Annotated in this window: 22 protein-coding genes; 15 read left to right on the forward strand and 7 right to left on the reverse strand. The window is 65.0% G+C overall.

Features of this window, described 5'->3' with window-relative positions:
- Positions 1-135: 135 nt before the first annotated feature.
- Positions 136-441, reverse strand: a complete 306-nt coding sequence (locus ACQP1T_RS17550; RefSeq protein ID WP_433761565.1) for a hypothetical protein — start codon at positions 439-441, stop codon at positions 136-138.
- Between ACQP1T_RS17550 and ACQP1T_RS17555 the strand changes: the two genes are divergently transcribed.
- The 6 genes from ACQP1T_RS17555 (at position 425) to ACQP1T_RS17580 (ending at position 7,050) form a co-directional block, all read left to right on the forward strand.
- Positions 425-1,312 carry a hypothetical protein gene (locus ACQP1T_RS17555; RefSeq protein WP_433761567.1) on the forward strand — a complete coding sequence of 296 codons (888 nt, stop codon included), beginning with the start codon at positions 425-427 and terminating at the stop codon, positions 1,310-1,312. The genes ACQP1T_RS17550 and ACQP1T_RS17555 overlap by 17 nt on opposite strands.
- A 342-nt stretch (positions 1,313-1,654) precedes the next feature.
- Complete coding sequence (locus ACQP1T_RS17560; protein ID WP_433761568.1) at positions 1,655-2,695, forward strand: hypothetical protein; 1,041 nt, start codon at positions 1,655-1,657, stop codon at positions 2,693-2,695.
- A gap of 375 nt (positions 2,696-3,070) precedes the next feature.
- The gene (locus ACQP1T_RS17565; protein WP_433761570.1) at positions 3,071-3,649 is read left to right on the forward strand and encodes a TetR/AcrR family transcriptional regulator; all 579 of its coding nucleotides are present in this window, start codon (positions 3,071-3,073) and stop codon (positions 3,647-3,649) included.
- Between the two features lie 96 nt (positions 3,650-3,745).
- Complete coding sequence (locus tag ACQP1T_RS17570) at positions 3,746-4,537, forward strand: SDR family oxidoreductase (protein WP_433761572.1); 792 nt, start codon at positions 3,746-3,748, stop codon at positions 4,535-4,537.
- A gap of 766 nt (positions 4,538-5,303) precedes the next feature.
- The gene (locus tag ACQP1T_RS17575) at positions 5,304-5,804 is read left to right on the forward strand and encodes a DinB family protein (RefSeq protein ID WP_433762236.1); all 501 of its coding nucleotides are present in this window, start codon (positions 5,304-5,306) and stop codon (positions 5,802-5,804) included.
- Between the two features lie 163 nt (positions 5,805-5,967).
- Complete coding sequence (locus ACQP1T_RS17580) at positions 5,968-7,050, forward strand: NADP-dependent oxidoreductase (protein ID WP_433761573.1); 1,083 nt, start codon at positions 5,968-5,970, stop codon at positions 7,048-7,050.
- A 266-nt stretch (positions 7,051-7,316) separates the two neighbouring features.
- On the opposite strand, the gene ACQP1T_RS17585 is transcribed toward ACQP1T_RS17580, so the two are convergent.
- Positions 7,317-8,267, reverse strand: a complete 951-nt coding sequence (locus tag ACQP1T_RS17585; protein ID WP_433761574.1) for a LysR family transcriptional regulator — start codon at positions 8,265-8,267, stop codon at positions 7,317-7,319.
- A 126-nt stretch (positions 8,268-8,393) separates the two neighbouring features.
- Here ACQP1T_RS17585 and ACQP1T_RS17590 point away from each other — a divergent pair, with 126 nt between their 5' ends.
- The 3 genes from ACQP1T_RS17590 to ACQP1T_RS17600 are packed head-to-tail and all read left to right on the forward strand — an operon-like array spanning position 8,394 to position 11,561.
- Positions 8,394-9,548, forward strand: coding sequence for an acyl-CoA dehydrogenase family protein (locus ACQP1T_RS17590; RefSeq protein ID WP_433761576.1), 1,155 nt, complete (start codon positions 8,394-8,396; stop codon positions 9,546-9,548).
- A gap of 34 nt (positions 9,549-9,582) precedes the next feature.
- A complete protein-coding gene (locus tag ACQP1T_RS17595) occupies positions 9,583-10,746 on the forward strand; it encodes a CaiB/BaiF CoA transferase family protein (protein ID WP_433761577.1) in 1,164 nt (387 codons plus the stop codon).
- A complete protein-coding gene (locus tag ACQP1T_RS17600) occupies positions 10,743-11,561 on the forward strand; it encodes an FAS1-like dehydratase domain-containing protein (RefSeq protein WP_433761578.1) in 819 nt (272 codons plus the stop codon). The genes ACQP1T_RS17595 and ACQP1T_RS17600 overlap by 4 nt, the downstream gene beginning before the upstream one ends.
- 129 nt (positions 11,562-11,690) lie before the next feature.
- Here ACQP1T_RS17600 and ACQP1T_RS17605 read toward each other — a convergent pair whose 3' ends face one another.
- Positions 11,691-12,026 (reverse strand): histone-like nucleoid-structuring protein Lsr2, encoded by a 336-nt coding sequence (locus ACQP1T_RS17605; RefSeq protein WP_433761579.1) that lies wholly within the window; start codon positions 12,024-12,026, stop codon positions 11,691-11,693.
- A 337-nt stretch (positions 12,027-12,363) separates the two neighbouring features.
- On the opposite strand from ACQP1T_RS17605, the gene ACQP1T_RS17610 reads away from it, so the two are divergent.
- Positions 12,364-13,176: a ParA family protein gene (locus ACQP1T_RS17610; protein WP_433761581.1), complete on the forward strand. Its 813-nt coding sequence runs from the start codon at positions 12,364-12,366 to the stop codon at positions 13,174-13,176.
- 106 nt (positions 13,177-13,282) lie between these two features.
- On the forward strand, positions 13,283-14,641 hold the full coding sequence (locus ACQP1T_RS17615) for an NAD(P)/FAD-dependent oxidoreductase (RefSeq protein ID WP_433761583.1): 1,359 nt from the start codon (positions 13,283-13,285) through the stop codon (positions 14,639-14,641).
- 64 nt (positions 14,642-14,705) lie between these two features.
- Here the strand turns inward: ACQP1T_RS17615 and ACQP1T_RS17620 are convergent, their stop codons facing one another.
- Positions 14,706-15,602: an alpha/beta hydrolase gene (locus ACQP1T_RS17620; RefSeq protein ID WP_433761584.1), complete on the reverse strand. Its 897-nt coding sequence runs from the start codon at positions 15,600-15,602 to the stop codon at positions 14,706-14,708.
- Positions 15,603-15,812: 210 nt separating this feature from the next.
- Here ACQP1T_RS17620 and ACQP1T_RS17625 point away from each other — a divergent pair, with 210 nt between their 5' ends.
- The 4 genes from ACQP1T_RS17625 to ACQP1T_RS17640 all read left to right on the forward strand — a co-directional run bounded on the left by ACQP1T_RS17625 (position 15,813) and on the right by ACQP1T_RS17640 (position 18,905).
- Positions 15,813-16,115 carry a hypothetical protein gene (locus tag ACQP1T_RS17625; protein WP_433761586.1) on the forward strand — a complete coding sequence of 101 codons (303 nt, stop codon included), beginning with the start codon at positions 15,813-15,815 and terminating at the stop codon, positions 16,113-16,115.
- 9 nt (positions 16,116-16,124) lie between these two features.
- Positions 16,125-17,159 (forward strand): PucR family transcriptional regulator, encoded by a 1,035-nt coding sequence (locus ACQP1T_RS17630; RefSeq protein WP_433761587.1) that lies wholly within the window; start codon positions 16,125-16,127, stop codon positions 17,157-17,159.
- A 32-nt stretch (positions 17,160-17,191) separates the two neighbouring features.
- The gene (locus tag ACQP1T_RS17635) at positions 17,192-17,869 is read left to right on the forward strand and encodes a PAS and ANTAR domain-containing protein (protein WP_433761589.1); all 678 of its coding nucleotides are present in this window, start codon (positions 17,192-17,194) and stop codon (positions 17,867-17,869) included.
- Positions 17,870-17,939: 70 nt separating this feature from the next.
- Entirely contained in the window at positions 17,940-18,905 is a 966-nt protein-coding gene (locus ACQP1T_RS17640) for a serine/threonine-protein kinase (protein WP_433761590.1), read from the forward strand.
- A 15-nt stretch (positions 18,906-18,920) separates the two neighbouring features.
- Here the strand turns inward: ACQP1T_RS17640 and ACQP1T_RS17645 are convergent, their stop codons facing one another.
- The 3 genes from ACQP1T_RS17645 to ACQP1T_RS17655 all read right to left on the reverse strand — a co-directional run bounded on the left by ACQP1T_RS17645 (position 18,921) and on the right by ACQP1T_RS17655 (position 22,872).
- Positions 18,921-19,823, reverse strand: coding sequence for an alpha/beta fold hydrolase (locus tag ACQP1T_RS17645; protein ID WP_433761592.1), 903 nt, complete (start codon positions 19,821-19,823; stop codon positions 18,921-18,923).
- 40 nt (positions 19,824-19,863) lie between these two features.
- A complete protein-coding gene (locus ACQP1T_RS17650) occupies positions 19,864-20,778 on the reverse strand; it encodes an undecaprenyl-diphosphate phosphatase (protein WP_433762238.1) in 915 nt (304 codons plus the stop codon).
- 666 nt (positions 20,779-21,444) lie between these two features.
- A complete protein-coding gene (locus ACQP1T_RS17655; protein ID WP_433761593.1) occupies positions 21,445-22,872 on the reverse strand; it encodes an aspartate ammonia-lyase in 1,428 nt (475 codons plus the stop codon).

A 22,872-nucleotide genomic window follows, 5' to 3' on the forward strand; every position in this document is an offset into this window, starting at 1 on the left:
GTAGACCTTCAATGCGGCGTGGGACCGGTTCATCCGCGGTGTGGCCGACGGTGAGTTCGACCTGCCGCGCTGACGAACTCGGCCCCCTCTCCAAGAGGCGAGGGGGCCGACAGGCATAGCCTGTATAAAGTCCGGTCAGAGCCCAAATGAGCCGGTAGACGGTGGGGTGACGCCGACCGTCACCGTGTAGTCATTGCCCTTCACCTGATCTCCGGAGGTCTCGCTGGTACCGCAGAACCCCGACAGCCGGTAGGTACCGGCGGCAAGGCCGGTCCGGAGGGGGGTGACGGTTTGCCCCGGTCCGGCTTGGCCGGAAGGCGAGTGCTCGGTGAACTCGTGAACAGACTGGTCGATGTTGATGGTGGCATAGCAGATCCCGGACGCGTTCGGGTTGTGGATGGTGGCCGTGATCTGATCGGGGCCTGTGGCGGCGAACGACAAATCCGGCGGCAGATACGTTGCCGCCGAGGCGTTCCCGGCGCACGGGACAGCGGTGAGAATTCCAATCGCAGCGGCCGCGAAGGCCCCCCTTTTCGCATTTGGCATGGCGGCGATTTTGGCACAGAAATTATGGGACGTCGGCTGGAATAGCGTACGGCTATACGGTTGGGGACTCCGGGCGCGGGCTGTGCTCGGTGAGGCAGATCGATGGTTGCTTGCGGCCCGCGAAATCGCCGGTCCCAGCGGCCTCACCTCATGCATGCTCTATGCCGCGTGGCGCGCTGTACGAACCGGCCACGCGGGGGATCGGAAGATCAACTGGCTGTGGGAATCCGAGGTCGGCGGAACGTCCGCAACTCGCGAATGGATGCATGGGTTTGAGCGTCGCTACATGGAGACTGAAGTCATGCAAGGGTGGTTTGCTCTGGTCGGCGTAGCCACTGGGGGCCTGGTCGCGATTGTCGGCCAATACGTCATACGACTCGAAGACCGTCGAAACGCACTCGTCGACCTGATTCTCGAGCAGTGCGCGCAGGTGATCGCGGTCGAGGAGGACATTCGAAATCGAGTGTGGGAGGGCCGGACACTCGGGTTAAGAGGTCCTGTGTCGGAGTGGCCTCTCGCCCAGTATCTGCTGGCCGAAGCACGTTTGAAGGTGGCGTGCAGGGATGACGAGCTGCACGAAGCACTGCGAAGAATGCAGGCCGCGGGTGCGGCGTTGGGCAAAGCTTGGCGACAAGATCAGCGGGATGACAGTGACATCGAAGCCGTTTGGCAGCAACACCGTGGGGCCCTGGACCATCTCATACACGTGAGCGGCGCTGCAGTAGAGCGTGCACAAGGAGTTCGCTGGCGCCGATCAATCCGCTAGGGCCGAGGCGTCCGCTCATAGCCGCATACCGCGCTGACCGAACCGGCCAGCCCGGCGTATCAGAAGATCGACGGGCAAAGCGTCGTATGGCCGACGGCAGCGCTGGTTCGCGCAGATGTGAGATGAGTTGTGGTACAGGCCATCCGGAATGTTGTGAGGTATGCCTTGGCTTGGTGAAAGACCTCGCCTCATGTCGCTTGGACGATAAAGTCGCACTTCTGGATTGGTGGATGCCGAGCCAAGTGGATGTCGGCGACGGAATGGGGGGTCTATAGTCCGAAAACTGTGGGCGAACATGGTGTTCCGCTTGACGTGCCGATCCTCACCAGGCGGGGTTGGGTCGTGTACGACCAGATCCTTCGAGGCGACGAGACACCCAGTCTCAACGTCGAGACGGGCCGCACCGAGTGGAGCCGGATCACAGACATCCACACCTACGACAACGCGGAGGTCGTGGAGAGCGCCAGTATGTCCTGGTCGGTGCGCAGCACTCGCGATCACCGCTGGATTCGTTGGGATCATGCGAGCGAGACGTACTCGCAAGTCACCACCGCGGGCACCACGCGGGCCGTGTCGTGGCAGGTAGCTGCCCAGATGGCCGACGGCCCCGGGCTGGAGCTCGCCGAGGACGAGGCCGAACTGATGGGCTGGCTTCTCACGGACGGCAGCCAGTGGGAAAGCGTAGCCATCTGTGCGTTCGAGGGTTGCCCCAATCCGGCGCGCGCCAGGGGGCTGTGTGGCTCTCACTCACGCCAACTCAAGCGGGGCCAGGAGTTGCACCCGTTGCGACCTCACTACCCGCGTGGCGCGGTGGCTGACTTCTCCATGTTCGTCTGGCAGACCAAGCCTGCCGGAGTCCAACGGCTAGCCGAGATCCTAGGCGAGCAGGGCCGCTGGAACGGCAAGGGTTATCGGCTCAGGGATTCCTATGCCCGCGACCTGCTCCGTCGCGCCCGGATCGAGCAGGTCAAGAGTGCGCCTCAACTCCTAGCGATGATCAACGAGATGACTGCGGTGCAGCGCCACGCCACGTTGCGAGGCGTCATCGGCGGTGATGGGACGCGGATAGTCCGTGGTGGCTCGGAACACAAGCGTATCTACCAGGATGATGGCCCCCTGGTCGACGTCATAACAATCCTCGGCTACTTCTGTGGTTACCGGCCAAGCGTCCTCAAGCGCGAGGTCGAGGGGTTTCCGGGTTACGAAAGCAAAGGCGTGCATCTGAAGATAACTCTTTGCCGCCCAAGGGCGGCTCCCGGCCGCCAACCCAAGCGTTCCCTCGCGGCTATGACGGTATGGTGCCCCACTACCGAATTAGGAAGCTGGACAGCACGATTCGGAAAGAATCCGGTGCTCACTGCCGACAGCAACCGTAGGGGATGATGCCGGTCATGTGTATTCGGTGCGGAATGCGGCAGACGCTCATCCGGACAGTGAAACCGAGAAGTGCTGGCGATGCGATCAGACAACTCGGCGGCGTGAGGTCCCCTGCGGTAGAGAGCATTTGGGTCAGATAAGAAATGCCTTGACATGGTGGGACAGGTCGTCAGACGTCGCATGGACGATAGAATCGCATCTCTGGATCGGCTCGGTGGGCCACCTGAACTACATCCTGTCCGCCTAGATGGCCTCAGCCACATGACATCTCAACCATCCGCACATGCCGATTTCCGCGCATTTGAGCTTTGGCTTGGACCGGACGAGCACCGGCCCGCCACTTATTTGACTTATAGTTACAGAATATCTATCGTCGACCTCATGGCACGCACGAAGAGCTTCGACCCCGACGAGGCGGTCGCAAAGGCGATGGAGGTGTTCTGGCGCAAGGGATATGCCCGGACCACCCCGCAGGACCTGCTCGACGCGATCGGCATCGGCCGAGGCAGCCTCTACAACGCGTTCGCCGGTAAACATGATTTGTTCCAGCGGGCGCTGCGCCGCTACCAGGCCCAGGAAACGGTGCGCGTGATCGATCTACTCGACGGACCGGGGCAACCTCGCGCACGAGTACACGCCGCGCTGACCATGGTGCTCGATGCGGCCCGCACCGACACCGAACGTCGCGGATGCCTGGCCGCCAACACCGCTGTCGAGCTGGGCGGCGACGACGAGATGGTCGACTTGCTCGTTCGACGTATCTTCGACCGTCAGCACGATGCGTTCCGGGGAGCCATCGAGGAGGGTCAGCGTGCTGGGGAGTTCGCCGAGGACCTCGATCCGGACGCCGCGGCGACTTTCCTGCTCGCAACCATCAACGGCATGCGCGTACTCGCCAAGGCCGACGCCCGCTCCGACCGACTCGCCGGTTTAGCCGAAACGGCGATGCGCGCACTGTAATTCGCCACCACCTGGGCCGATACGGGAGCCGGCCGTTCGACCGAGGCCGCGCATGCGATCCTTAAATTGTAACCGTAGTTCCAGAAAGGAAGCATTGTGGACCTGCAACTATCCGCAAAGACCGCTGTTGTCACCGGAGCAAGCAAAGGAATCGGCCTGGAAATCGTGCGGGCGCTCACCGCCGAAGGCGTCCGCGTCGTCGCCGCCGCGCGCACCATCACCCCCGAACTGCGCAAGCTCGACGGACGCGCCACCGCCGTGCCGGTCGACCTGGCCAGCCCAGACGGCGCCGCCGTCTTGGCCGAACGGGCCGCCGAGATCCTCGGCGAGATCGACATCCTGATCAACAACCTCGGTGGCGTCGTCCCCGGCAGCGCCGACGCCGCCGGCTTCCTCGACATCGCCGACGACGCCTGGCAACGCACCTACGAACTCAACCTGTTCGCCACCGTCCGGGTCACCCGCTGCGTTCTGCCCAGCTTGCTCCGACAGCGTGGCGTGGTCATCAACATCTCCTCCATCGGGGCCCGCGCCGCCTACCATCCCGTCGACTACGGCACCGCCAAAGCCGCGCTCAACAACCTCACCAAGGCTCTTGCCGAAGAATTCGGCGGGCAAGGCCTGCGTGCGCTCACCGTTTCCCCCGGCCCCACCCGCACCCGCAACTGGTCAGCCACCGACGGGTACGCCGCCGAAGTCGCTACCCAGAACGGACTCACCCTTGATGAATTCCTCGCTCAGGCCCCGGCCCGGATGGGCATCACGACTGGCCGCCTCACTGAGCCGCACGAAACCGCAGCCCTGGTGACGTTCCTGGCGTCTGCACAGTCCGGAAACCTCACCGGCGCAGACTATTTAGCCGACGGCGGGGCCATCAAGACAGTCTAGGGGCATTCACCCAGCCCGCGAGCTGGATATACCCAGTAAAAGTGCACGCTGATGCCGCGTTCCGGTCGTTCGGGCCAGTACTGCCGCGTCAAGTCGCAGCCGCGCCTGCTCACACTCCGATGACCGTCACCAGAACGCGCACATTCACCTGACTCGGGTCCGTCCCGGCTGTGCAGAGAAAGCACCAACTGACGAACCAGACACCGCTGCTCCGCCGCTGGCCGAGCAACCCTCGGCGTGCTGAAAGACCAACGCACCCAGACCAGTTCGGTCACTCTGGCATCGAAGATGACGGACGGCGACGCTGCTCCTCGAACAACGCGACAGCCTCGTCGAGCCGGCCTTACACCCATCTCAGTATTAGAATTCGAGCAACGCCTGCGCGCGATGCAATAGGCCGGCGACATCGGGGACCCCGCGACGCGCAGTCTTGCGACTCGAGGCCGACAATCTCGACTGAGCGAACGGCTCGCCCAGGCCAGCGGCACGATCGACGAACTCACCGACTTCCGGACTCGTGCCCTTGCCAGAATCGCCGCCCAGCACGACGAAATCCAGCGACTCCGCACCGCCGCATCCTCAACGCCGACCGTCACCCGCCGGCCACCTCCCCGGCAGCAGATCATCGGCCATGCTGAAGGGATGCGCCGAGAGACCGAACCACAAGTACGACAAGCAAATCCAACCGAGCCACAGAATCGAGCCGACAATGACATGGTCGATACCGCAAATCACCACCGGTGCTGAACGCCGCTTGCTCGAAAGCATGCTCGACCGCAACCGGGCCGAACTGGTCAACACCGTGCGCGGCCTATCCGACCAAGACTCCCGCCGGCGACTCGTCGCGTCGATGACGACCCCGATCGGACTACTCCATCACGCCGCAGTCGCCGAACGGATCTGGTTCCAGCACGTCCTGGGAGGCATTCCCCTGACCGAATGCGATGGCGGTACGACGCCGGGCGATGCCAGTTTCGTCGTCGACGACAACGAAACCCTGGCCGACGTGATCGCCGAATTCGAGCGCGCCAGCGACCGTTCCCGCGCGATCGCCGCAGAATTCGACCTCGACGACATCAGGACCCACCCGCGCGCCGGCGACGTCAGCCTCCGATTCATCTACCTGCTCGCGATCGAGGACTTCGCCCGACACGCCGGCCACGGCGACATCCTCCGCGAACAAATCGAACATCCCGACGCGCCGAGCACCGATGCCCCAGAATGGCCTCGGGCACACGACATCTCGACAAGCCACCATGGGCTATGACCGTGCTCGGACCAATCTCGACCGCCAGCCGAATTACATCCTCGCCGCCTACATGGCCTCGGGCACAAAGCAACTCAACACGCGCAAATGCCGAATTCCGTGCGTATTGGTCACGGTGGAAAACGGTTCGAAGACTGCGGTGTGTGTGATTTAGCATCGCCTGGTGGCGGATGCGGTGAACCGGCAGTGGATTGTGCGGAGGCGGCCCGAGGGGGCGTTGCGGGATGGGGATTTCGAGCTCAGGAGCGTTCCGGTTCCGGTTGTGGGGCCGGGGGAAGCCCTGGTCAGGGTGCATCGGCTGGGTATCGATCCCACGCAGCGTGGTTGGCTCAACGATGCGGACAACTACATCGATGCGGTCCCGGTCGGCACGGTCATGCGGGGTAGCGGGGTGGGGCAGGTGGTGCGCTCGAACACCGCGAGCTATCCGGTGGGCAGCTGGGTCGCCGGTATGGTCGGCTGGCAGGATTATGCCGTTGCGTCCGAAGGTGGATTGTTCGGGTTGAACGTGGTGCCCGACGGTGTACCCCCGACGATGATGCTGAGCCTGTTCGGAGCGCCCGGCTTGACCGCGTACTTCGGCATGACCGATATCGGCCGGCCCGAGCCCGGCCAGACGGTGCTGGTGTCGGCCGCGGCCGGTGTGACCGGCTCGATTGCGGGACAGATAGCGAAAACCTTGGGCTGCACTGTCATCGGCACCGCAGGCGGTCCGGACAAGTGCACCTGGATCACTGATCGTGCGGGCCTGCATGCCGCCATCGATTACAAACATGATGACATCGACGCCTGTTTGACCCGAATGGCCCCGAACGGTGTCGACGTCTTCTTCGATGGTGTCGGCGGCCGCGTTCTGGAGCATGGTCTGGCGCACCTGGCGCCCGGCGCTCGTGTTGTGCTGGCCGGTGCAATCTCTTCCGGGTATCAAGGTGCGGATGCACAGTGCGGGCCGCGGAACTACATGCAGCTGGCCATGCGCCGGGCACGCATGGAAGGGTTCATCTTTCTCGACTATCTCGGCCGTTTTCCGGAGGCGTTCGCGGCATTGCGCGACTGGCACGACCGGGGCGAACTCACCATCGCCGAAACCGTAAGCAGCGGCTTGGAATCCGCACCGAGTGCACTACGCGCTGTCTTCGAGGGCGGCAATCTCGGTAAGCAGTTGGTCGATATCGTGGAGTCCTCCCGCTGGTCGAGCAAGCCGCATCATTCCACTCTGACATCAGTGCAGCTAGAGGCTGGATAGAGGGCGGGCGGTGGGCTTCCATTCTCTACCTGCCAGGCGATTCGCAAGGAATATGCGGTGGTTCACGACTGGATCCCGCTGGGCGCTCGGTCCGGCGGAACGCACCGTATGGGTAGCGTTGGGCCCGCCATATCGCGCCTCCGCGGATCAGCGGATTACAAATGGATTCCCAACGGTAAAAAGAACTGATGCCCATATTGCTCGGCGGCATATGTCGCTGGTTCTGGACGTGATGCACGCCGACAGGAATCGGTTCGGCTGCGCAATCAGTCCGCGGTGGTTTCGCCGTGATCGATGAATCGGGCCGAGGGCCAATGCCCTTCCGCTATGGCGGTGCGCACCTGGCGGATGAGTTCGGCCGCAACGACTTCGGCGGCAGCCGGAACGCGACCGGTACGCGGCATACCAAGGACGATCAGTCGCCAGACCTCCGGTTCGCACAGGGGTGCGGCACTGAGCCTTCCGTTGGCTACATCGGCGGCAATGCCGACGCCGGGCAGGATCGTCCAGCCGAGTCCGCCGAGCACCAGGAGTTTCTGTAGACCCAGCGAATTGGTCTGCACGGCCACGTCGAAACTCACCTCGGTCTGGGCGGCGGCGCCGTCGATGAGGGCGCGCAGCGCATGCCCCGGCGCGGGCATCACCATCGGATGGCTCGCGACCTCGGCCAAGGCGACGGGACGCTCGGCATGCAAATCGTCGCTCGGCGGCGCGACCACCCAGAGTCGTTCCTGCGCAAGCGCTTCGACATTCAGCGACGGTGTGCTGGTAAGGTTGTACAGCAGACTCAGATCCAGATCGCCGTCGTCGAGCCAGCGCTGCAGATGTCCGGAATAACCGGTGAGCACACGCAATTCGATGCCGGGATGATCGCGCGCGAGTGCCGAAACAAGTGGTTCGGCCAACAGATCGGCAGCGCTCTCCAACAGGCCTACCGTGACCACCCCGGTGACGACACCGGGCGCCGGGCGGATTTCGGCGCGGGCGCGATCCAGTTCGTGCAGGGCCCGTCGCGCCCGCTCGACCATGACGGTTCCGGCCTCGGTCGGGCGCATGCCTTGCCGGGTGCGCTCGAACAGTGCGACACCGAGTTCCTGTTCGAGCATCCGGATCTGCCGGGTGACGGCGGGTTGGACCAGATGCAGCAACTCCGCGGCCTTGGTGACGCTGCCGACCTCGGCCACCGTGACCATGGCCTTCAACTGCTTGAAGTCCATTCGCTCCTCCTGCGCATCGCGAACCGGCATAGTGGTATCAGAACTCGGCATTTTACGCAGGCCCGTATTAACTCTCATGATGGTAGTGCGTGGGTGTATCGCCGAGAGGGTCGAGAGGAAGTCGTCGTGGACGAGCTCAACGAGGACGAAACCGCGATCGTAGCGGTGGTGCGTGACTTCGTGGACCGGGAGGTCAAACCAGTCGCACGGGAGCTCGACCACGCGAACACCTACCCGGAGAAGCTGATCGACCAGATGAAACAGCTCGGGATCTACGGCCTGGCCATTCCGGAGCCGTGGGGCGAGGCCAAGGTGTCCACACCGTGCTACGCCGCCGTCACCGAAGAACTCTCGCGCGGCTGGATGAGCCTCGCGGGAGCGATGGGCGGACATTCCGTGGTCGCGAAACTATTGCTGGACTATGGAACTCAGCAGCAGCAGGACAACTACCTGCCCCGGATGGCCACCGGCGAGCTGCGCGCCACCATGGCGCTGACCGAACCCGGCGGCGGCTCTGATCTGCAATCGATGCGCACGACGGCCCGCCGAGTCGGCGAGGACTACATAGTCAACGGGTCCAAGACCTGGATCAGCAATGCCCGCCGGTCGGATCTCGTCGCCCTGCTGTGCAAGACCGATCCGACCGCGGAACCCGCGCATCGGGGGATCAGCATTCTGCTGGTGGAAAAGGGGCCCGGCTTCACGGTGTCGCGCGATCTGCCCAAACTCGGCTACAAGGGCGTCGAGAGCTGTGAGCTGAGCTTCGACGATATGCGGGTGCCCGCATCGGCGCTGCTCGGCGCGGTCGAGGGTGCGGGTTTCGCGCAGATGATGCGCGGTCTGGAGATCGGGCGGATCCAGGTGGCCGCCCGCGCACTCGGTGTCGGCCAGGCCGCGCTGGAGGATTCGATTCGCTATGCCCAGCAACGGGAAAGCTTCGGCAAACCCATCTGGCAGCACCAGTCCGTCGGCAACTATCTCGCCGATATGGCGACGAAACTGACCGCAGCCCGCCAATTGGTGCACTATGCCGCGCGCCGCTACGACTCTGGTGCGCGCGCCGATATGGAGGCCGGGATGGCGAAACTGTTCGCCTCCGAGACCGCCATGGAGATCGCGCTCAATGCCGTACGCGTGCACGGCGGCTACGGGTATTCGACCGAATTCGATGTGGAACGCTACTTTCGCGACGCACCGCTGATGATCGTCGGTGAGGGTACCAACGAGATTCAGCGCGGTGTGATCGCCCGCCAGCTGATCAGCCGTAATCGGATCAATTGAGTTGTCCGGCACCGACTTTCCCGGAAGGCACCGCATGCGCCGCCCGCTCGAAGATGTCACCGTCGTCGCGGTCGAACAGGCCGTTGCCGCGCCGTTCGCGACCCGTCAGCTCGCCGACCTCGGTGCTCGCGTGATCAAGGTCGAACGCCCTGGTGGCGGCGATTTCGCGCGGGGCTACGACCGAACTGTGCACGGGGAGTCGAGCTATTTCGTGTGGCTCAATCGGGGCAAGGAGAGTGTCGAACTCGATGTCAAGGATCCCGCCGACCGTCGGTTGCTCGATGCGATGGTAGCCCGGGCCGATGTATTCGTGCAGAACCTGGTCCCCGGTGCCGCCGAACGGCTCGGATTCGATGCCGAGACGTTGCGCGCGATCCGGCCCGAGCTGATCCACTGCTCGATCTCCGGGTATGGACCCGAGGGTCCGTACCGGTCGAAGAAGGCCTACGACCTGTTGTTGCAGTGCGAGACCGGACTCGTGATGTCGACGGGCACACCGGAAGTGCCAGCCAAGGCGGGCTTCTCGATCGCCGATATCGCCACCGGCATGTATGCCTACAGCGGTATCCTCACCGCGCTTTACGACCGGGCGCGCACCGGTGTCGGCGCGAGCCTGCATGTCGCGATGATCGATGCGCTCGGGGAGTGGATGAGCCAGCCCGTCTACTTCTCCCGCTACGGCGACGAACCGCCGCGGCGCACCGCGGCCAAACATCCATCGATCTCGCCGTACGGCCCCTACCGCACCGCCGACGGCACCGCATTCCTCGGTATCCAGAACGAGCGTGAGTGGGTTGCGCTGTGTGAGACGGTGCTCGGGCGTCCCGACCTGATCGAGGATCCGCGGTTCGCAACCAATACCGATCGGGTGGAACACGACGGCGAGTTGACCGTGCTGCTGGAGCGGGCGTTTGCCGCATTCGGTACCGATGAGGTCATCGAGCTGCTGGAACAGGCCGCTATCGCGAATGCGCGGTTGCGCACGCCGGCCGAGTTCACCGAGCATCCGCAACTCGTGGCCCGCGATCGGTGGCGGCCGGTGGACACACCCGGTGGGGTGATGCAGGCCATGCTGCCGCCGGTGGTGGGTGGTTGGGAACCGGCGATGGGTGCCGTGCCTCGGATGGGGCAGCACACCGCCGCGCTGCGCGCGGAATTCACACCGGCAGAACATATTTCGGAGGACCGGCTGGCATGACCGATGTCGTCGAACGCACCGAACTGCTGCTGCCCGGTCCGGCCGAGGCGCTGAGCGGGCTGCTCGGAGTCTCGCTGCCGGATCTCGACAAGGGACTTCCGCTGCTCTGGCACTGGATCTATCTGCTCGAACGACCGGCACAGGCGGATCTGGGGCCCGATGGTCATCCGATTCGCAATACCGTTCCTGAGCCGCCGGGGCCCGGTCGACGCCGGATGTGGGCCGGTGGGCGGGTGCGCGCCCGCGGGGCGCTGGTATGCGGTGAACCGGCGACGAAACGAACGAAAGTGCTGACCACACAAGAGAAGCAGGGACACAGCGGCGCGCTGACCTTCGTCGTGGTCGGCCATCAGATTCTGCAGGGCGACCGGATCGTCGTGGACGAGCGGCAGGATATCGCCTATCGCGACGCCGTCGGACCGAGGGGACAGTCCAGCGAACCAGGCCAGGACGCGAAAGTGCCTCCGGCCGAGGACGAATGGGCTATCGACACATCCCCGACCCTGTTGTTCCGCTACTCCGCATTGACCTACAACGGCCACCGCATCCACTATGACCGCGACTACGCCCGGGATGTCGAGGGCTATCCCGGTCTGCTCGTGCACGGTCCGTTGCAGGCACTGGCCATGGCCGAGGCCGCCCGGGCCCGCGGCTACAGCGGTGACCAGGTCTTCGACTACCGGCTGCGGTCGCCGCTGTTCGACCACCAAGGGCTGGTCGTCTCGGCGACCCCGCGCGACGGTGCGCTCGTGACCGTCGCGCGGGACGATTTCGGACGCCGAACAGCAACCGGGACATTGCATCTCGCCGACTGAGGAAGTGGTGGTCAGCGCCGGGATCGAACAGCCCGCCGATGGTCGGCGACGAAATCGGCCCCGCACTGCTGTTCTCGCGAACGGCACTGCGGGCAGTGCGGGGCCCGCGTTCCGGCGCCTCGGACGCGGTTAGGCGTTGGCCTTCTCGTACGCCTGGGCTACTTCTGCTGAAATCCGTCCGCGGGCTGATACCGCGATGCCTTTGGCGCGGGCCCAGTCGCGGATGGCGACGGTGCGGGCGCGGTCGTTGGCCGAGCGCGAGGTCTGGCTCTTGGCTCGGGGCGCGCGGCCTATTCTGCGAGCGCTCGAGGTCCAGGGCTCGAAGATACCGCGCAGTTGACCGGCGTTGTCGGTGGATAGGTCGATCTCGTATTCGACGCCGTCGAGGGCGAAGGCCACTGTTTCCTCGGCAGGGGATTTGCCGTCGAAGTCATCGACGAGCGTCACAACGACCTTGCGTGCCATGGGCATTCCTTTTCGTGGGTGGACAGCGGGCGAAGGATCGTGAGCAGAGGATCGTGATCATAACGAGCGGCCGCACCACGAGCGAAGCTGGCCCGAATCGAACCCCGACGTGCGCACCGCCCAGGATTCCTTCCAGGCGATACGGTTTCGACCAAGCGGTCGGTTCAGTGAATTGTCAGCGATCTGCGCCTCGATCATCGGTGAGCCGGGACCAATAGGGGGTTTGTGGTTCGTCGCCGCGGATGAAGGGCTAGCCTGGCGACATGTTGGCAAACTACCTGCGGCACATTGGCCTGCCCGGCTCGGCGGTGGAGACGAGCCGAAGCGTTTGCGAATCATGAGTGCGGTCAATGCATCCGAACTCGCGGCGCCCCGTGCGCAAGCGCAGGTCATTGCCCTGTGCAATCAGAAAGGCGGCGTCGGCAAAACCACCTCGACCATCAATCTGGGCGCTGCGCTGGCCGAATGCGGTCAGCGAGTGCTGCTGGTCGACCTCGATCCGCAGGGCGCGTTGTCCGCGGGGTTGGGCGCCGTGCTGAATGACCTGCCATCGACGGTATACGACCTGCTCGGCGGATCGGGAAAGCTGTTCGACGAGGTGCTGATCGAGACTCGCGTCGACAATGTCGATCTCCTGCCCAGCAATATCGATCTGTCCGCGGCGGAGATTCGGTTGGTCAACGAGGTCGGCCGGGAACATTCGCTGCGGCGGGTACTGGATCCGATCCGGGACCGCTACGACTACATACTCATCGATTGTCAGCCGTCCTTGAGTCTGCTCACCGTGAACGCACTGGCCTGCGCGGACGGTGTGATCGTCCCGATGGAGTGCGAGTTCTTCTCGCTGCGCGGGGTGGCGCTGCTCACCGACACCATGGACAAGGTCCGGGACCGGCTGAACCCGGGGCTGAGTCTGTTCGGCATCGTGGTCACGATGTTCGATCAGCGCCTGCTGCACTCGCGTCAGGTGCTGGCTCGGGTTGCCGAGGTCTTCGGTGATCGGGTCTACGACACGGTGATCTCGCGAACGGTCCGCTTCCCCGATGCCAGCGTTGCCGGTGAGCCCATCACCACCTGGGCGCCTCGATCCGCCGGAGCAGAGCAATATCGGGCCTTGGCCCGCGAGGTCATCCACCGATCCGGGCGTTGAGGCCGCGTCTACGACGTGCGCGACCACGCCGCATCGGGGTAGGGTCGCCGTGCTCTGCCCGCGATCGACCACGGCGAGGCGCCGTCACGCCGACGAGGAGGACCCATTGAGCCAGCGGGGTAACCACCGCGCCGGAGACCATGCGGTGGTGCTCGGTGGTGGGATCGCGGGTCTGTTCGCGGCGCGTATTCTGGCCGACCACTATGCGGCGGTGACCCTCATCGAGCGAGATCGGTTGTCGGCCGCGGAACCCGTACGCCGAGGCACTCCGCAATCGCGACATTCCCACGGCCTGCTGATGCGCGCCACCGATATCGCCGAGTCCCGGTTTCCCGGCCTGATCGACGAGCTGATCACCGATGGCGCGAAGGCCGTCAGCGCATTCGACGATTTCCGGGCGATCTTCTTCGGAAACGTCCTGCATCGCGCTGAATTGGGCAGGACGTCCGTTGCCGCCAGCCGACCGTTTCTGGAATCGCATGTACGTGACCGGGTATCGGCGCTGCCGAATGTGACGATATGGGACGACGCGGTCGTAGCCGACCTGATCGGCTCCGATACCGGCGTCGGCGGAGTTCGGGTGATGCGCAGGGAGACCTCGGGCGAACCGGAGCCGGTGCACGCCGATCTGGTGGTCGACGCGATGGGCCGGGGTTCGCGGGCCGGAGCCTGGCTCGAAACGCTGGGGTACCCGAGGCCGCGCGAAGATCAGGTGCCCGTCGATATCGGCTATGCCACTTGCCATTTCCGACTGCCGCTGGACGCCGTCTCCGGCGATCGGATCGTCCTGGTCGGACCGATGCCGAGCCGACCGCGCGGGTTCGGGTTCGCGGCGCAGGAGGGAGACGTGTGGGTGCTCTCCGCATTCGGTGTCGGGAAGGAGAACCATCCACCGTCGAGTCCGGACGAATTGCTGGATTACGCCGCGGAATTCGCACCCGACGATGTGGCTACCGTGCTTCGCAGCGCGACTCCCGTCGACGATATAGCGACCTACCGGTTCCGCACGGCGGTATGGCGTCGGTATGAATTGCTGCATCGTGTCCCCGGCGGAATACTCTCGATCGGCGATGCGGTGTGCAGTTTCAATCCCATCTATGGCAGCGGTATGACGGTCGCGGCCATCGCGGCGGATCTACTCGATGAGGTACTCCAGCAGGGGACCGACGATCTGCCACGCCGCTACTATCGCCGCATCGGCCGCATGCTGCGCACCCCATGGTGGTTGACAAAGGTCAGCGATATGACGATGCCTCCGGTCGCACTCGGTTCACCAGGGGTGAAATCACTTGCGCATTCGGGCTTGAACAGGATGTTCCGGGCAGCTGCGGACGATCCGGCGACTGCGGCGAAATTCCTCGATGTGCTGAACATGACCAAATCGCCACTGCACATGTTCGATCCACGGGTCGCCGCGGCGACGATCGGGTTGCGGCGTATGCGAGCACGCCGTACCTCCGCGTAGGTGTTGTTTGTGCTGTGGTTTGCCTTGGCCTGCCGCACGATTCGAGGAACTCGCCCGCGGTCGATTACTCGGCCATCGCGCGGCGCAGCGCCCCCGCCAGTTCGGCGTTCTGCCGCTGTGACACCTCCGCGGACAGGATCGCCTGCGAGCCATGGAACGTGCCTCGCCACTGGTGCAGCTCGACCGACACCCCGGCCGCCATCAGGCGCAGTGCGTAGTCGATATCTTCGTCGCGGTTCGGGCAGAACTCCGCGGCGGCGATGTAAGCGGGTGGCAGACCCGACAGATCGGTGGCCCGCGCAGCGGCGGCGTACGGCGTGGCGGGCGCGGAACCCAGGTAGTACGCCCACATCTGCGCGACTTTGTCGCGAGTCACGAACGGCGTATCGGTGAAATTGCGCTGCGACCACGTCTGCTGCCGATCGTCGAGTCCGGCCTGGTGGAGCAGTTGGAAGCGGATCGGCGGCCCCTGCTCGTCGCGCGCCCGCAATGCCACCGCGGCCGCGAGACCGGCACCCGCGCTGTGGCCGCCGATCGCGATACGCGTGGGATCGATACCGAGTTCGGTCGCGTGCTCGGCGGTCCAGTTCAGCACCGCGTAGATGTCATCGTGTGCGGCGGGGAACGGGTTTTCGGGCGCCAGCCGGTAGCCCACGGAGATCACGGTCGCACCGGAGCCGTTGGCGAGCATCGTGGCCCATGGATGTTCGGTGTCGAGATCACCCATCACGAATCCGCCACCGTGCAGCCACACGATGGCCCCCTGCGCCTGATGGGGGCGATAGATCCGCACCGGCACATCGGGATCGGCTGGGACCGTGCGGTTTTCGATGTCCAAGTTCGCGATATCGGTAACCGGTACCGCGGCGGCCAGCTCGGCGAGCTGTTTGCGCGCGGTGGGCGGATCGGACAGGTCGGACGGCGGGAACAGTGAGATGAATGGTTCGAGTTCGGGATCCATGACAACTATCCTCGCGATCCGGCACTCGGCGGTCATCCGCCAACCGTCGGGCATTCCGGCCCCGCTCCGCGACGAGCGCCGCATAACCGGTACAAGTGGTTTCGGCCGACCGGAGAGTCTTGGCAGCCGATGACGATTTGCGGAGTCGACCCATGGCCGACTTCACCCCGACGTCGAAGATGGCGCTGACTGCCATGCCAAGCTGACGGGATGAAGTCGGAGGCGGAGATACTCGACATCCTGGAGCGGGTGATGGCGGTCGTCCGGGCCGGGCCGCAGGATGTGAGCTGGCAGGCTCGATATGCGGATGAAACCGAGCTCGTGCGTGATCTCACCGATCATCTCGAATTGATTCGGCGGGGTGATACGAGTCGGTTGCGCGATTTGAAGTTTCTGTTCGTCGCGACCGGCCCGCTATGTGAAATCGCTGCGAGCAGTGGGTGGTTGGATACCTACACGGTGCTGGGGAACCGGTTCGATCGGTGGTATGAGCGGGTATCGGACAAGGCGTAGCCTCCAGACATGGATGCGTTGGTGGTCCGATTGTCGCAGTTGGATGTGGAAGCCGAAGGTGCGCTGCGCGTCGTGATGTTCTACGACACCCTGATGCGCCGACGGGTGGATCTGCCCGCGCTCGCCCGGGCCTCGGCGGTGCTGGCCGAATGTGTGACCGGGATTCGGTTGCACGGCACGGGCCGGGTGATCCGCTTCGCACCCGACGGACGGGAAGTGTCCGGTCCGCCGCCGGCGCCGTCCAGCACGGGACCGATCACACTGGACGAGGAGGAGATCGGCACGGTGTGGCTGGAACGCACCGACATCTCCCGCGCGCTCGACGAAATGCTGTTGGAGCGGCTCGCCATCGCCGCGGCGGCGGTCGTCGAGCGGTACGGCCCGGCACGCACGACCATGGCTGATCCGGCCCTGGTCGAGCTGGTGATCAGTGCCGACAGTGATGAGGCGGCCAGGGCTAGGGCGTTGCGGCTCTTGGGTTTTGCCGCGGACCTGCCGGTGCGCGTCGTGGCCGTCCGTTCGCAACTTCCGCTCGATCAAATCGGTGGTTCGATCTGCCCGGCCCGACCGGTGAAGGCGGCACCGCTGGCCGACGTGGGCGTCATCCTGGCCACCACGGTGGACCCGGCCCGGTTTCCAGCAGGCGTACGCGCGGGCATCGGAGCGGCCGATCGGCCGGACAAGTCCTGGCGGGACGCTCGCACCGCCTTGCGTTTCGCCACCGCGGGCAGCCCGATCGTCCACTACGGCGATCTCGGGGCGTTGGCCTTGCTCGCGCAGGTACCGCTGGATGCCGCGCGCGAGAACGCCGATGTCGCCGCGATCGCCCGAATGGCGAGCACCCCCGAGGATCTGGAGACGCTCGACGCCTACTGTGCCACCGGCTCGCTGCGGCGGGCGGCCGAGTTGCTGCACCTGCACCACAGCAGTGTCGCCCGCCGCCTCGAACAGATCGCCAAGATGACGGGTATCGAACTCGCCGAGCCCACCGGTCTGCTGCGGGCCCGGCTCGCACTCACGGCATGGCGACTGCTCGACGAGTGAGTTGACCAGCGTTTTTGCGGGGACATAATTGGTTGGTGACGTCCTCGCCCAGATCTCCGATCGCCGATACCCCGTTGCCCGGACAGTCGGGTGCGCGGTCCGCGGTCGGTAGTTTCCGGTTCTGGTTCGCCAGCCGCCGCTGGGAGTGGTCGCCGGAGGTCTACCGCATGCACGGCTACCGGCCAGGGGAAATCGAGCCGACCACCGAGTTGCTGCTGGCGCACAAACATCCCGACGACCGCGAACCCGTCGCCGAACGCATCGCCCGTTCCATCGACCGTCGCGAGCCGTTCTCGAGCCGCCACCGATTCATCGACACCTCCGGTGTCGAACACAATGTCATGGTGGTCGCCGACCGCATTCTCGACGATGACGGCCAACCGGTCGGCACCTCCGGTTTCTATATCGACCTCAGCGCCACCCTCGCCGAAGCCGAACGCGAAGCGCTCGAGGTCCGTTTGCCGGAGCTGATCGAGTCGCGCGCGGTGATCGAACAAGCCAAGGGGGTGCTGATGCGGCTGTACGGTATCAGCGCCGAGCAGGCGTTCAAGGTGCTCATCTGGCGTTCGCAGGAAACCAATATCAAGCTGCGCGTGCTGGCCGAACAACTGATCGCCGAGCTGTGCACCGTCCCCGCGCCCGACCCCGCGATCGTCGCCAGCTTCGACCACATTCTGCTGACCCTGCACGAGCGCATACCCAAGGACTGACCGCATCCGATTTCCCAGCAGCGAGAGGTTGCGCCGGCGATGCCGTGCCTCGGCGAACTACGGTGTGGCGGTGGTACTGGAACCGAATGACCGGTTTGCTGGATTCGTTGTGCAGGCTCGGCTTGGTCATGGCGGTAGCAGTGATGTGTATCTGGCCGAGGATCTGGAACGATCGCGGCCGGTGTCGCTGAAGATTCTGGGCCCCGAGGACAGCCGGTCACCCGAGGCGCGAGCACGATTCGTGCACGAGTTCGACATCCTGTCCGTGCTGCGGCATCCCAATATCGTGCGGATGTACACGCACGGGGAAACCGACGGCAGGCTGTGGTCGGCGCACGAGTACGTCGCCGGTGCAACGGGTTCGACGCTGGTCCCCATGCCGCATCGACATCCGGACCTGCGGCGGGTGCTGCATGTGCTGGGACGGGTCGCGGCGGGTCTGGATTTCGTGCACGCCAACGACATAGTGCATCTCGATGTCAAACCGGCGAATGTATTGGTGGGGGTAGACGATCCCGCGACAGTGAAACTCTCGGATTTCGATCAGGCCCGGTGGCTGCACCGGCCCGAACCACCCTTGGCCGCCCACGGTTTCGTCGTCGTGTCGGTGCCGTATGCCGCGCCGGAACTGCTGCAGGCAGGCACGGTATGCGCGGCGACGGACCAGTACGCGCTGATGTCCACGGCCATCGAACTGCTCACCGGCCGTCCGCCGTTCCCCCGCGGAAATCTCATGGCCACCGCGCAGGCCCACCTGCACGACCCGCTGCCCGATATCTCCGCGCGCCGACACTGGATCCCACCCGAGGTCGACCCGATCGTGCACCGTTCGCTCGCAAAGGATCCCAGCGCCCGCTACACCACCTGCACCGAACCGATCAGCCTGCTCAGCGAGGCTCTGCAGACCGCCGACACCCGGCCACGCAGTCCCTTCCTGAACCGATTGAACGCGGCGTTCACCCGATCGCCGCTGCTACGAACCACCTTCGGGCGCAACGCGTCGGGTCACGATTTTCGCAGGATTGATCGGCACTGAGGATTCGGGCCACGATCAATCAGCGGGGAAGGCGAACTCGCGGATGAGTGCCGCGAGTTCGAGTGGGCGGTCGCCCTGAACCGAGTGTCCGGCGCCGTCGACGACCGCGACCTGCGCGCCGGGGCGGCGGCGGTGCAGTTCCGCGATGTCGGCATCGTCGACGACCGGTGAGCGCGCGCCGCGTACCAGCAGTAGGGGCGTTTGTACGGCGGATACGTCGTCCCAGAGTGGGCCGAAGTCCAGCGAGCCGTCCGCGGTGGGGCGGATTCGGTCGTAGCGCCAGATCCAGCGGCCGTCATCTCGTTGGCGTGCGTTGTGTAGGACTCCGCGTCGCAGCGACTGGACCGACCGGCCCGGATTGTGCGCGACGGTGCGCTCCAGGATCTCCTCGAAGGAGCCGAAGTCGGCGGGGCCGTTGACGAAGGCGACTATGGCCGCGGTCTTGTGCGGGTTGTCGCCGGTGCCCGGGGTAACGTCCACCATGATCAGGCAGGGCACCAGGTCTGGGCGGCGCACGGCCAGTCGCAGTGCGGTCAACCCACCGAGGGACATGCCCACGACCGCCTTCGCCTGCGGCGCCACCGTTTCGACGGCGGCGGCTACCGCATCGGCCAGCCGGTGTGGTGTGTACAGATGGTCGGCCCACCAGTCGGAATGGCCGTGGCCGGGCAGGTCGAGCGCGACGAGCGGGCGATCGAGCGCCAGCGCAACGGTGTCCCAAGTGTGCGCGTTCTGCGCGCCACCGTGCAGGAGCACCAATTCCGGCTCGCCGTCACCCCAGCGCAGGCCACTGATGCGGCGACCGGCGCCGATGTCGATCGAGAACCGTTGCACCCGTGGCGGCCCGGACCAGGGCAGCCCGGCCTCGGCAGCATTCTCGGCGAACAATCCGAATTCGTCATAGGGCGGTGTTGTCATCTGAGTTCGAAACCTGTTTGTCGAAGGCGGATCGGATAATTCAGCTGAAGTGGATGATCGAGAGCAGCCCCACGATCAATGAGTACGTCGCGAACGGTAGCAGGGTGCGAGTTTGGAAGTGCCGCTCCAAGTAGCGCACGGCCAGCCAGGACGACGTCCCGGACACGATGGCGCCGACCAGGACCGGCCCTCGGATGCCGTCGGTTTCCGGTCCGAACAGTTCGGGGATTTCCACGATCCCGGCGCCCATGATCGCCGGAGTGGCAAGCAGGAAGGCGAATTTGGCCGCGTGCGTGTGCTCGAGACCGCGCCACAATCCGCCGACCATGGTCAGACCCGCACGGCTGAACCCGGTCAGCAGGGCACCGGCTTGGGCGAATCCGATGCCCACGGCATCGCGCGCTCCGAGGGCGGCCAGCCGCCGGTCCGTTTGGCGAGCCGGAGGCGATGCGGCGGTGAGCGCGACACGTCGCCCGTATTCCGCCAGCGTCGGCTCATTGCGTCGGCGCAGTCCCTCACCGATTACCAACACGATGCCATTGAGGGTGAGGAAGATGGCCGCGTCGATGGGCCCCTCGAACAGTGCGTGCAGCGGATGGACGAGCAGCGGCCCGAGGATGGCGACCGGCGTGGAGGCGATCACGATCAGCCACGCCAATCGTTGCGGAACGGTATCGAGGCGCCTGGTACGCAGTGACGTGACGAAACCGGCGATTATCGCGCACCAGTCGCGCCAGTAATATCCGAGCAACGCCACAGCGGTCGCCACGTGCAGCGCGACCACGAACGCCAGATAGGGATTACCCGCGCCGGACTCGTTCTGGACCAATAACTTCCGCCAATCACCGCCCACCCATGCGGCGATCAGCACGGAGTGACCGAGGCTGGAGATCGGGAACAGTTCGGTGACCCCCTGCACCGCACCGATAACTGTCGCTTCGAGATAGGTGATCATCGCAGACGATTCTTGCACGTGCGTGAGAGTGCTTCCGGCCGGGAGCGGCACGCGACGATTTGTCCGAATACCGGCTCCCACAGCACCTTTCGGTGGTGACCTCGCGCCGGACTACGGTGCGACCTCATCCTGCGGCGCTTGCCCGGATTCGCGCTGTTCCGCCGCCGGTGGCACAGCTGAAGTCAGCTGCACCGCGATGATCGGACCCCGCTGGCAAGACCGCGTACGGAAAGGTCTGCGGTGCCCAGCAATTCGTCGGCGAGCGTCGAGCGAACTTCGTCGGCTGCGTCGTCGAGTGAGGTGCCCTCGGGCAGAGAGGGTTTCGATTACTGTGCGGCGATACTTGCGAGGAATGCGACGATTCCGTGCATGCTGGGCCGCTGGGATCGGAACACGGACCGTGTCGAGCATGGCGGGAGGAGTTTTCGACCTGCCCGGCGACACAGAGTGCCGCCGGGCAGGTTCCTTCCCCGTTCGCTGTGCAAACGCCGCCACGTCACACAGCGCTGCCATGCTAGCCCAATCGGCCCGCAGATCTATGTTGCCACGCCGACATCGGCGTGTTCGGCGTGTCCGAAGCCGAAGCCAAGACGTGCGGATCTCGACGCACCAGGCCACCGTTCTGCGACCGAGGCAGGAAGCAACAGGGCAGCGCCACCGCGATAACTACTGCGCCGCAGCAGGTTCGGTCGCCGAAGTCGGCAGTCCGGCAAGGCGGTGCGGAGCCAGTAAAGATTTCACGGTTTCGGCTGGTAGCAGGCCGAGTTCGATGGCGACTTCTTCGACGGGGCGACCGGTGTGCAAGGCCTGCTTGGCGATTCGGGCGCTGGCGGCGTAGCCGATGTGCGGAGTGAGGGCAGTGACGATGCCGATGGACCGGCGCACGCCCTGTTCCAGGTGGTCGCGGTGCGCGGTGATGCCCGCGACGCATCTGGTCGCGAGGGTGTCGATGGCGGCGGTGAGGTGGGCGGTGGTGCGGAGCAGGCTGTAGGCGATGATCGGCTCGAAGGCGTTGAGCTGGAGTTGGCCCGCCTCGGCGGCCATGGTGACGGTCATATCGTTGCCGATGGCCGCGAAGGCGACCTGGTTGACGACCTCCGGGATGACCGGATTGACCTTGCCCGGCATGATCGATGATCCGGCTTGTACTGGGGGAAGCGAGATTTCCCCCAGACCGGTCGTCGGTCCCGAGGACATGAGCCGCAGGTCGTTGCAGATCTTGGACAGTTTGACCGCGACGCGCTTGACGATGCCGGAGATCTGCACGAACGCGCCGCAGTCCTGGGTGGCTTCGATGAGGTCCGCGGCCGAGATCACCGGAATCCGAGTGATATCGGCGAGATGGGTGCAGGCCAGCGCCGGATAGTCCGGATGGCCGTTGATACCGGTGCCGATCGCGGTGCCGCCCAGATTGCATTCTCGTAGCAGTGCGGTGCCCTCGCCGAGGCGGGCGCAATCCTCGCGCACCATGATCGCGAAGGTGCCGAACTCCTGTCCGAGCGTCATCGGTACGGCGTCCTGGAGCTGGGTGCGGCCCATCTTGATGATGTCGGCGAATTCGATTGCCTTGCTGTCGAATTCGGTCGCCAGTCGGCTCAGAGCGGCAATCAGGTCGTGGATATGGTGCACGATGGCGAGTTTCACCGCTGTCGGATAGACATCATTGGTGGACTGGCCCAGATTCACGTGATCGAGCGGGTCCAGTTCGGTGTAGCCGCCGCGGTCGTGGCCCAGCAGCTCCAGCGCGCGGTTGGCGATGACCTCGTTGGCATTCATATTCGTCGAGGTACCGGCCCCGCCCTGAATGGGATCGATGGGGAACTGGTCGTGCAGTGCGCCGTCGCGGATCTCGTCGCAGGCCGCATCGATGGCTTCAGCGCGGCGCGAATCGAGTAGGCCCAGGTCCAGGTTGGCGCGGCAGGCAGCCTGTTTGACCGCGGCGAGCGCGGTGATCAGAGCCGGGTAATTGCCGATGCGATCGCCGGTAATGGCGAAATTGTCCAGCGCGCGGGCGGTGTGGATGCCCCAGTAGGCCTCGCGTGGTACCGCGCGGGTGCCCAGAGAATCGCGTTCGGTGCGAGTGCTTTCGGTCAT

It is taken from the genome of Nocardia sp. CA-135398 (genome assembly GCF_050955845.1).
In the GTDB taxonomy this organism is placed as follows: Bacteria; Actinomycetota; Actinomycetes; order Mycobacteriales; family Mycobacteriaceae; genus Nocardia.

Excerpts from the sequence above, each read along its gene's own strand:
- ACQP1T_RS17565 (WP_433761570.1), top strand. The coding sequence starts at position 3,071 with ATGGCACGCACGAAGAGCTTCGACCCCGACGAGGCGGTCGCAAAGGCG.
- ACQP1T_RS17575 (WP_433762236.1), top strand. The coding sequence starts at position 5,304 with ATGCTCGACCGCAACCGGGCCGAACTGGTCAACACCGTGCGCGGCCTA.
- ACQP1T_RS17585 (WP_433761574.1), bottom strand. The coding sequence starts at position 8,267 with ATGGACTTCAAGCAGTTGAAGGCCATGGTCACGGTGGCCGAGGTCGGC.
- ACQP1T_RS17595 (WP_433761577.1), top strand. The coding sequence starts at position 9,583 with ATGCGCCGCCCGCTCGAAGATGTCACCGTCGTCGCGGTCGAACAGGCC.
- ACQP1T_RS17600 (WP_433761578.1), top strand. The coding sequence starts at position 10,743 with ATGACCGATGTCGTCGAACGCACCGAACTGCTGCTGCCCGGTCCGGCC.
- ACQP1T_RS17605 (WP_433761579.1), bottom strand. The coding sequence starts at position 12,026 with ATGGCACGCAAGGTCGTTGTGACGCTCGTCGATGACTTCGACGGCAAA.
- ACQP1T_RS17610 (WP_433761581.1), top strand. The coding sequence starts at position 12,364 with ATGAGTGCGGTCAATGCATCCGAACTCGCGGCGCCCCGTGCGCAAGCG.
- ACQP1T_RS17620 (WP_433761584.1), bottom strand. The coding sequence starts at position 15,602 with ATGGATCCCGAACTCGAACCATTCATCTCACTGTTCCCGCCGTCCGAC.
- ACQP1T_RS17625 (WP_433761586.1), top strand. The coding sequence starts at position 15,813 with ATGAAGTCGGAGGCGGAGATACTCGACATCCTGGAGCGGGTGATGGCG.
- ACQP1T_RS17630 (WP_433761587.1), top strand. The coding sequence starts at position 16,125 with ATGGATGCGTTGGTGGTCCGATTGTCGCAGTTGGATGTGGAAGCCGAA.
- ACQP1T_RS17645 (WP_433761592.1), bottom strand. The coding sequence starts at position 19,823 with ATGACAACACCGCCCTATGACGAATTCGGATTGTTCGCCGAGAATGCT.
- ACQP1T_RS17650 (WP_433762238.1), bottom strand. The coding sequence starts at position 20,778 with ATGATCACCTATCTCGAAGCGACAGTTATCGGTGCGGTGCAGGGGGTC.
- ACQP1T_RS17655 (WP_433761593.1), bottom strand. The coding sequence starts at position 22,872 with ATGACCGAAAGCACTCGCACCGAACGCGATTCTCTGGGCACCCGCGCG.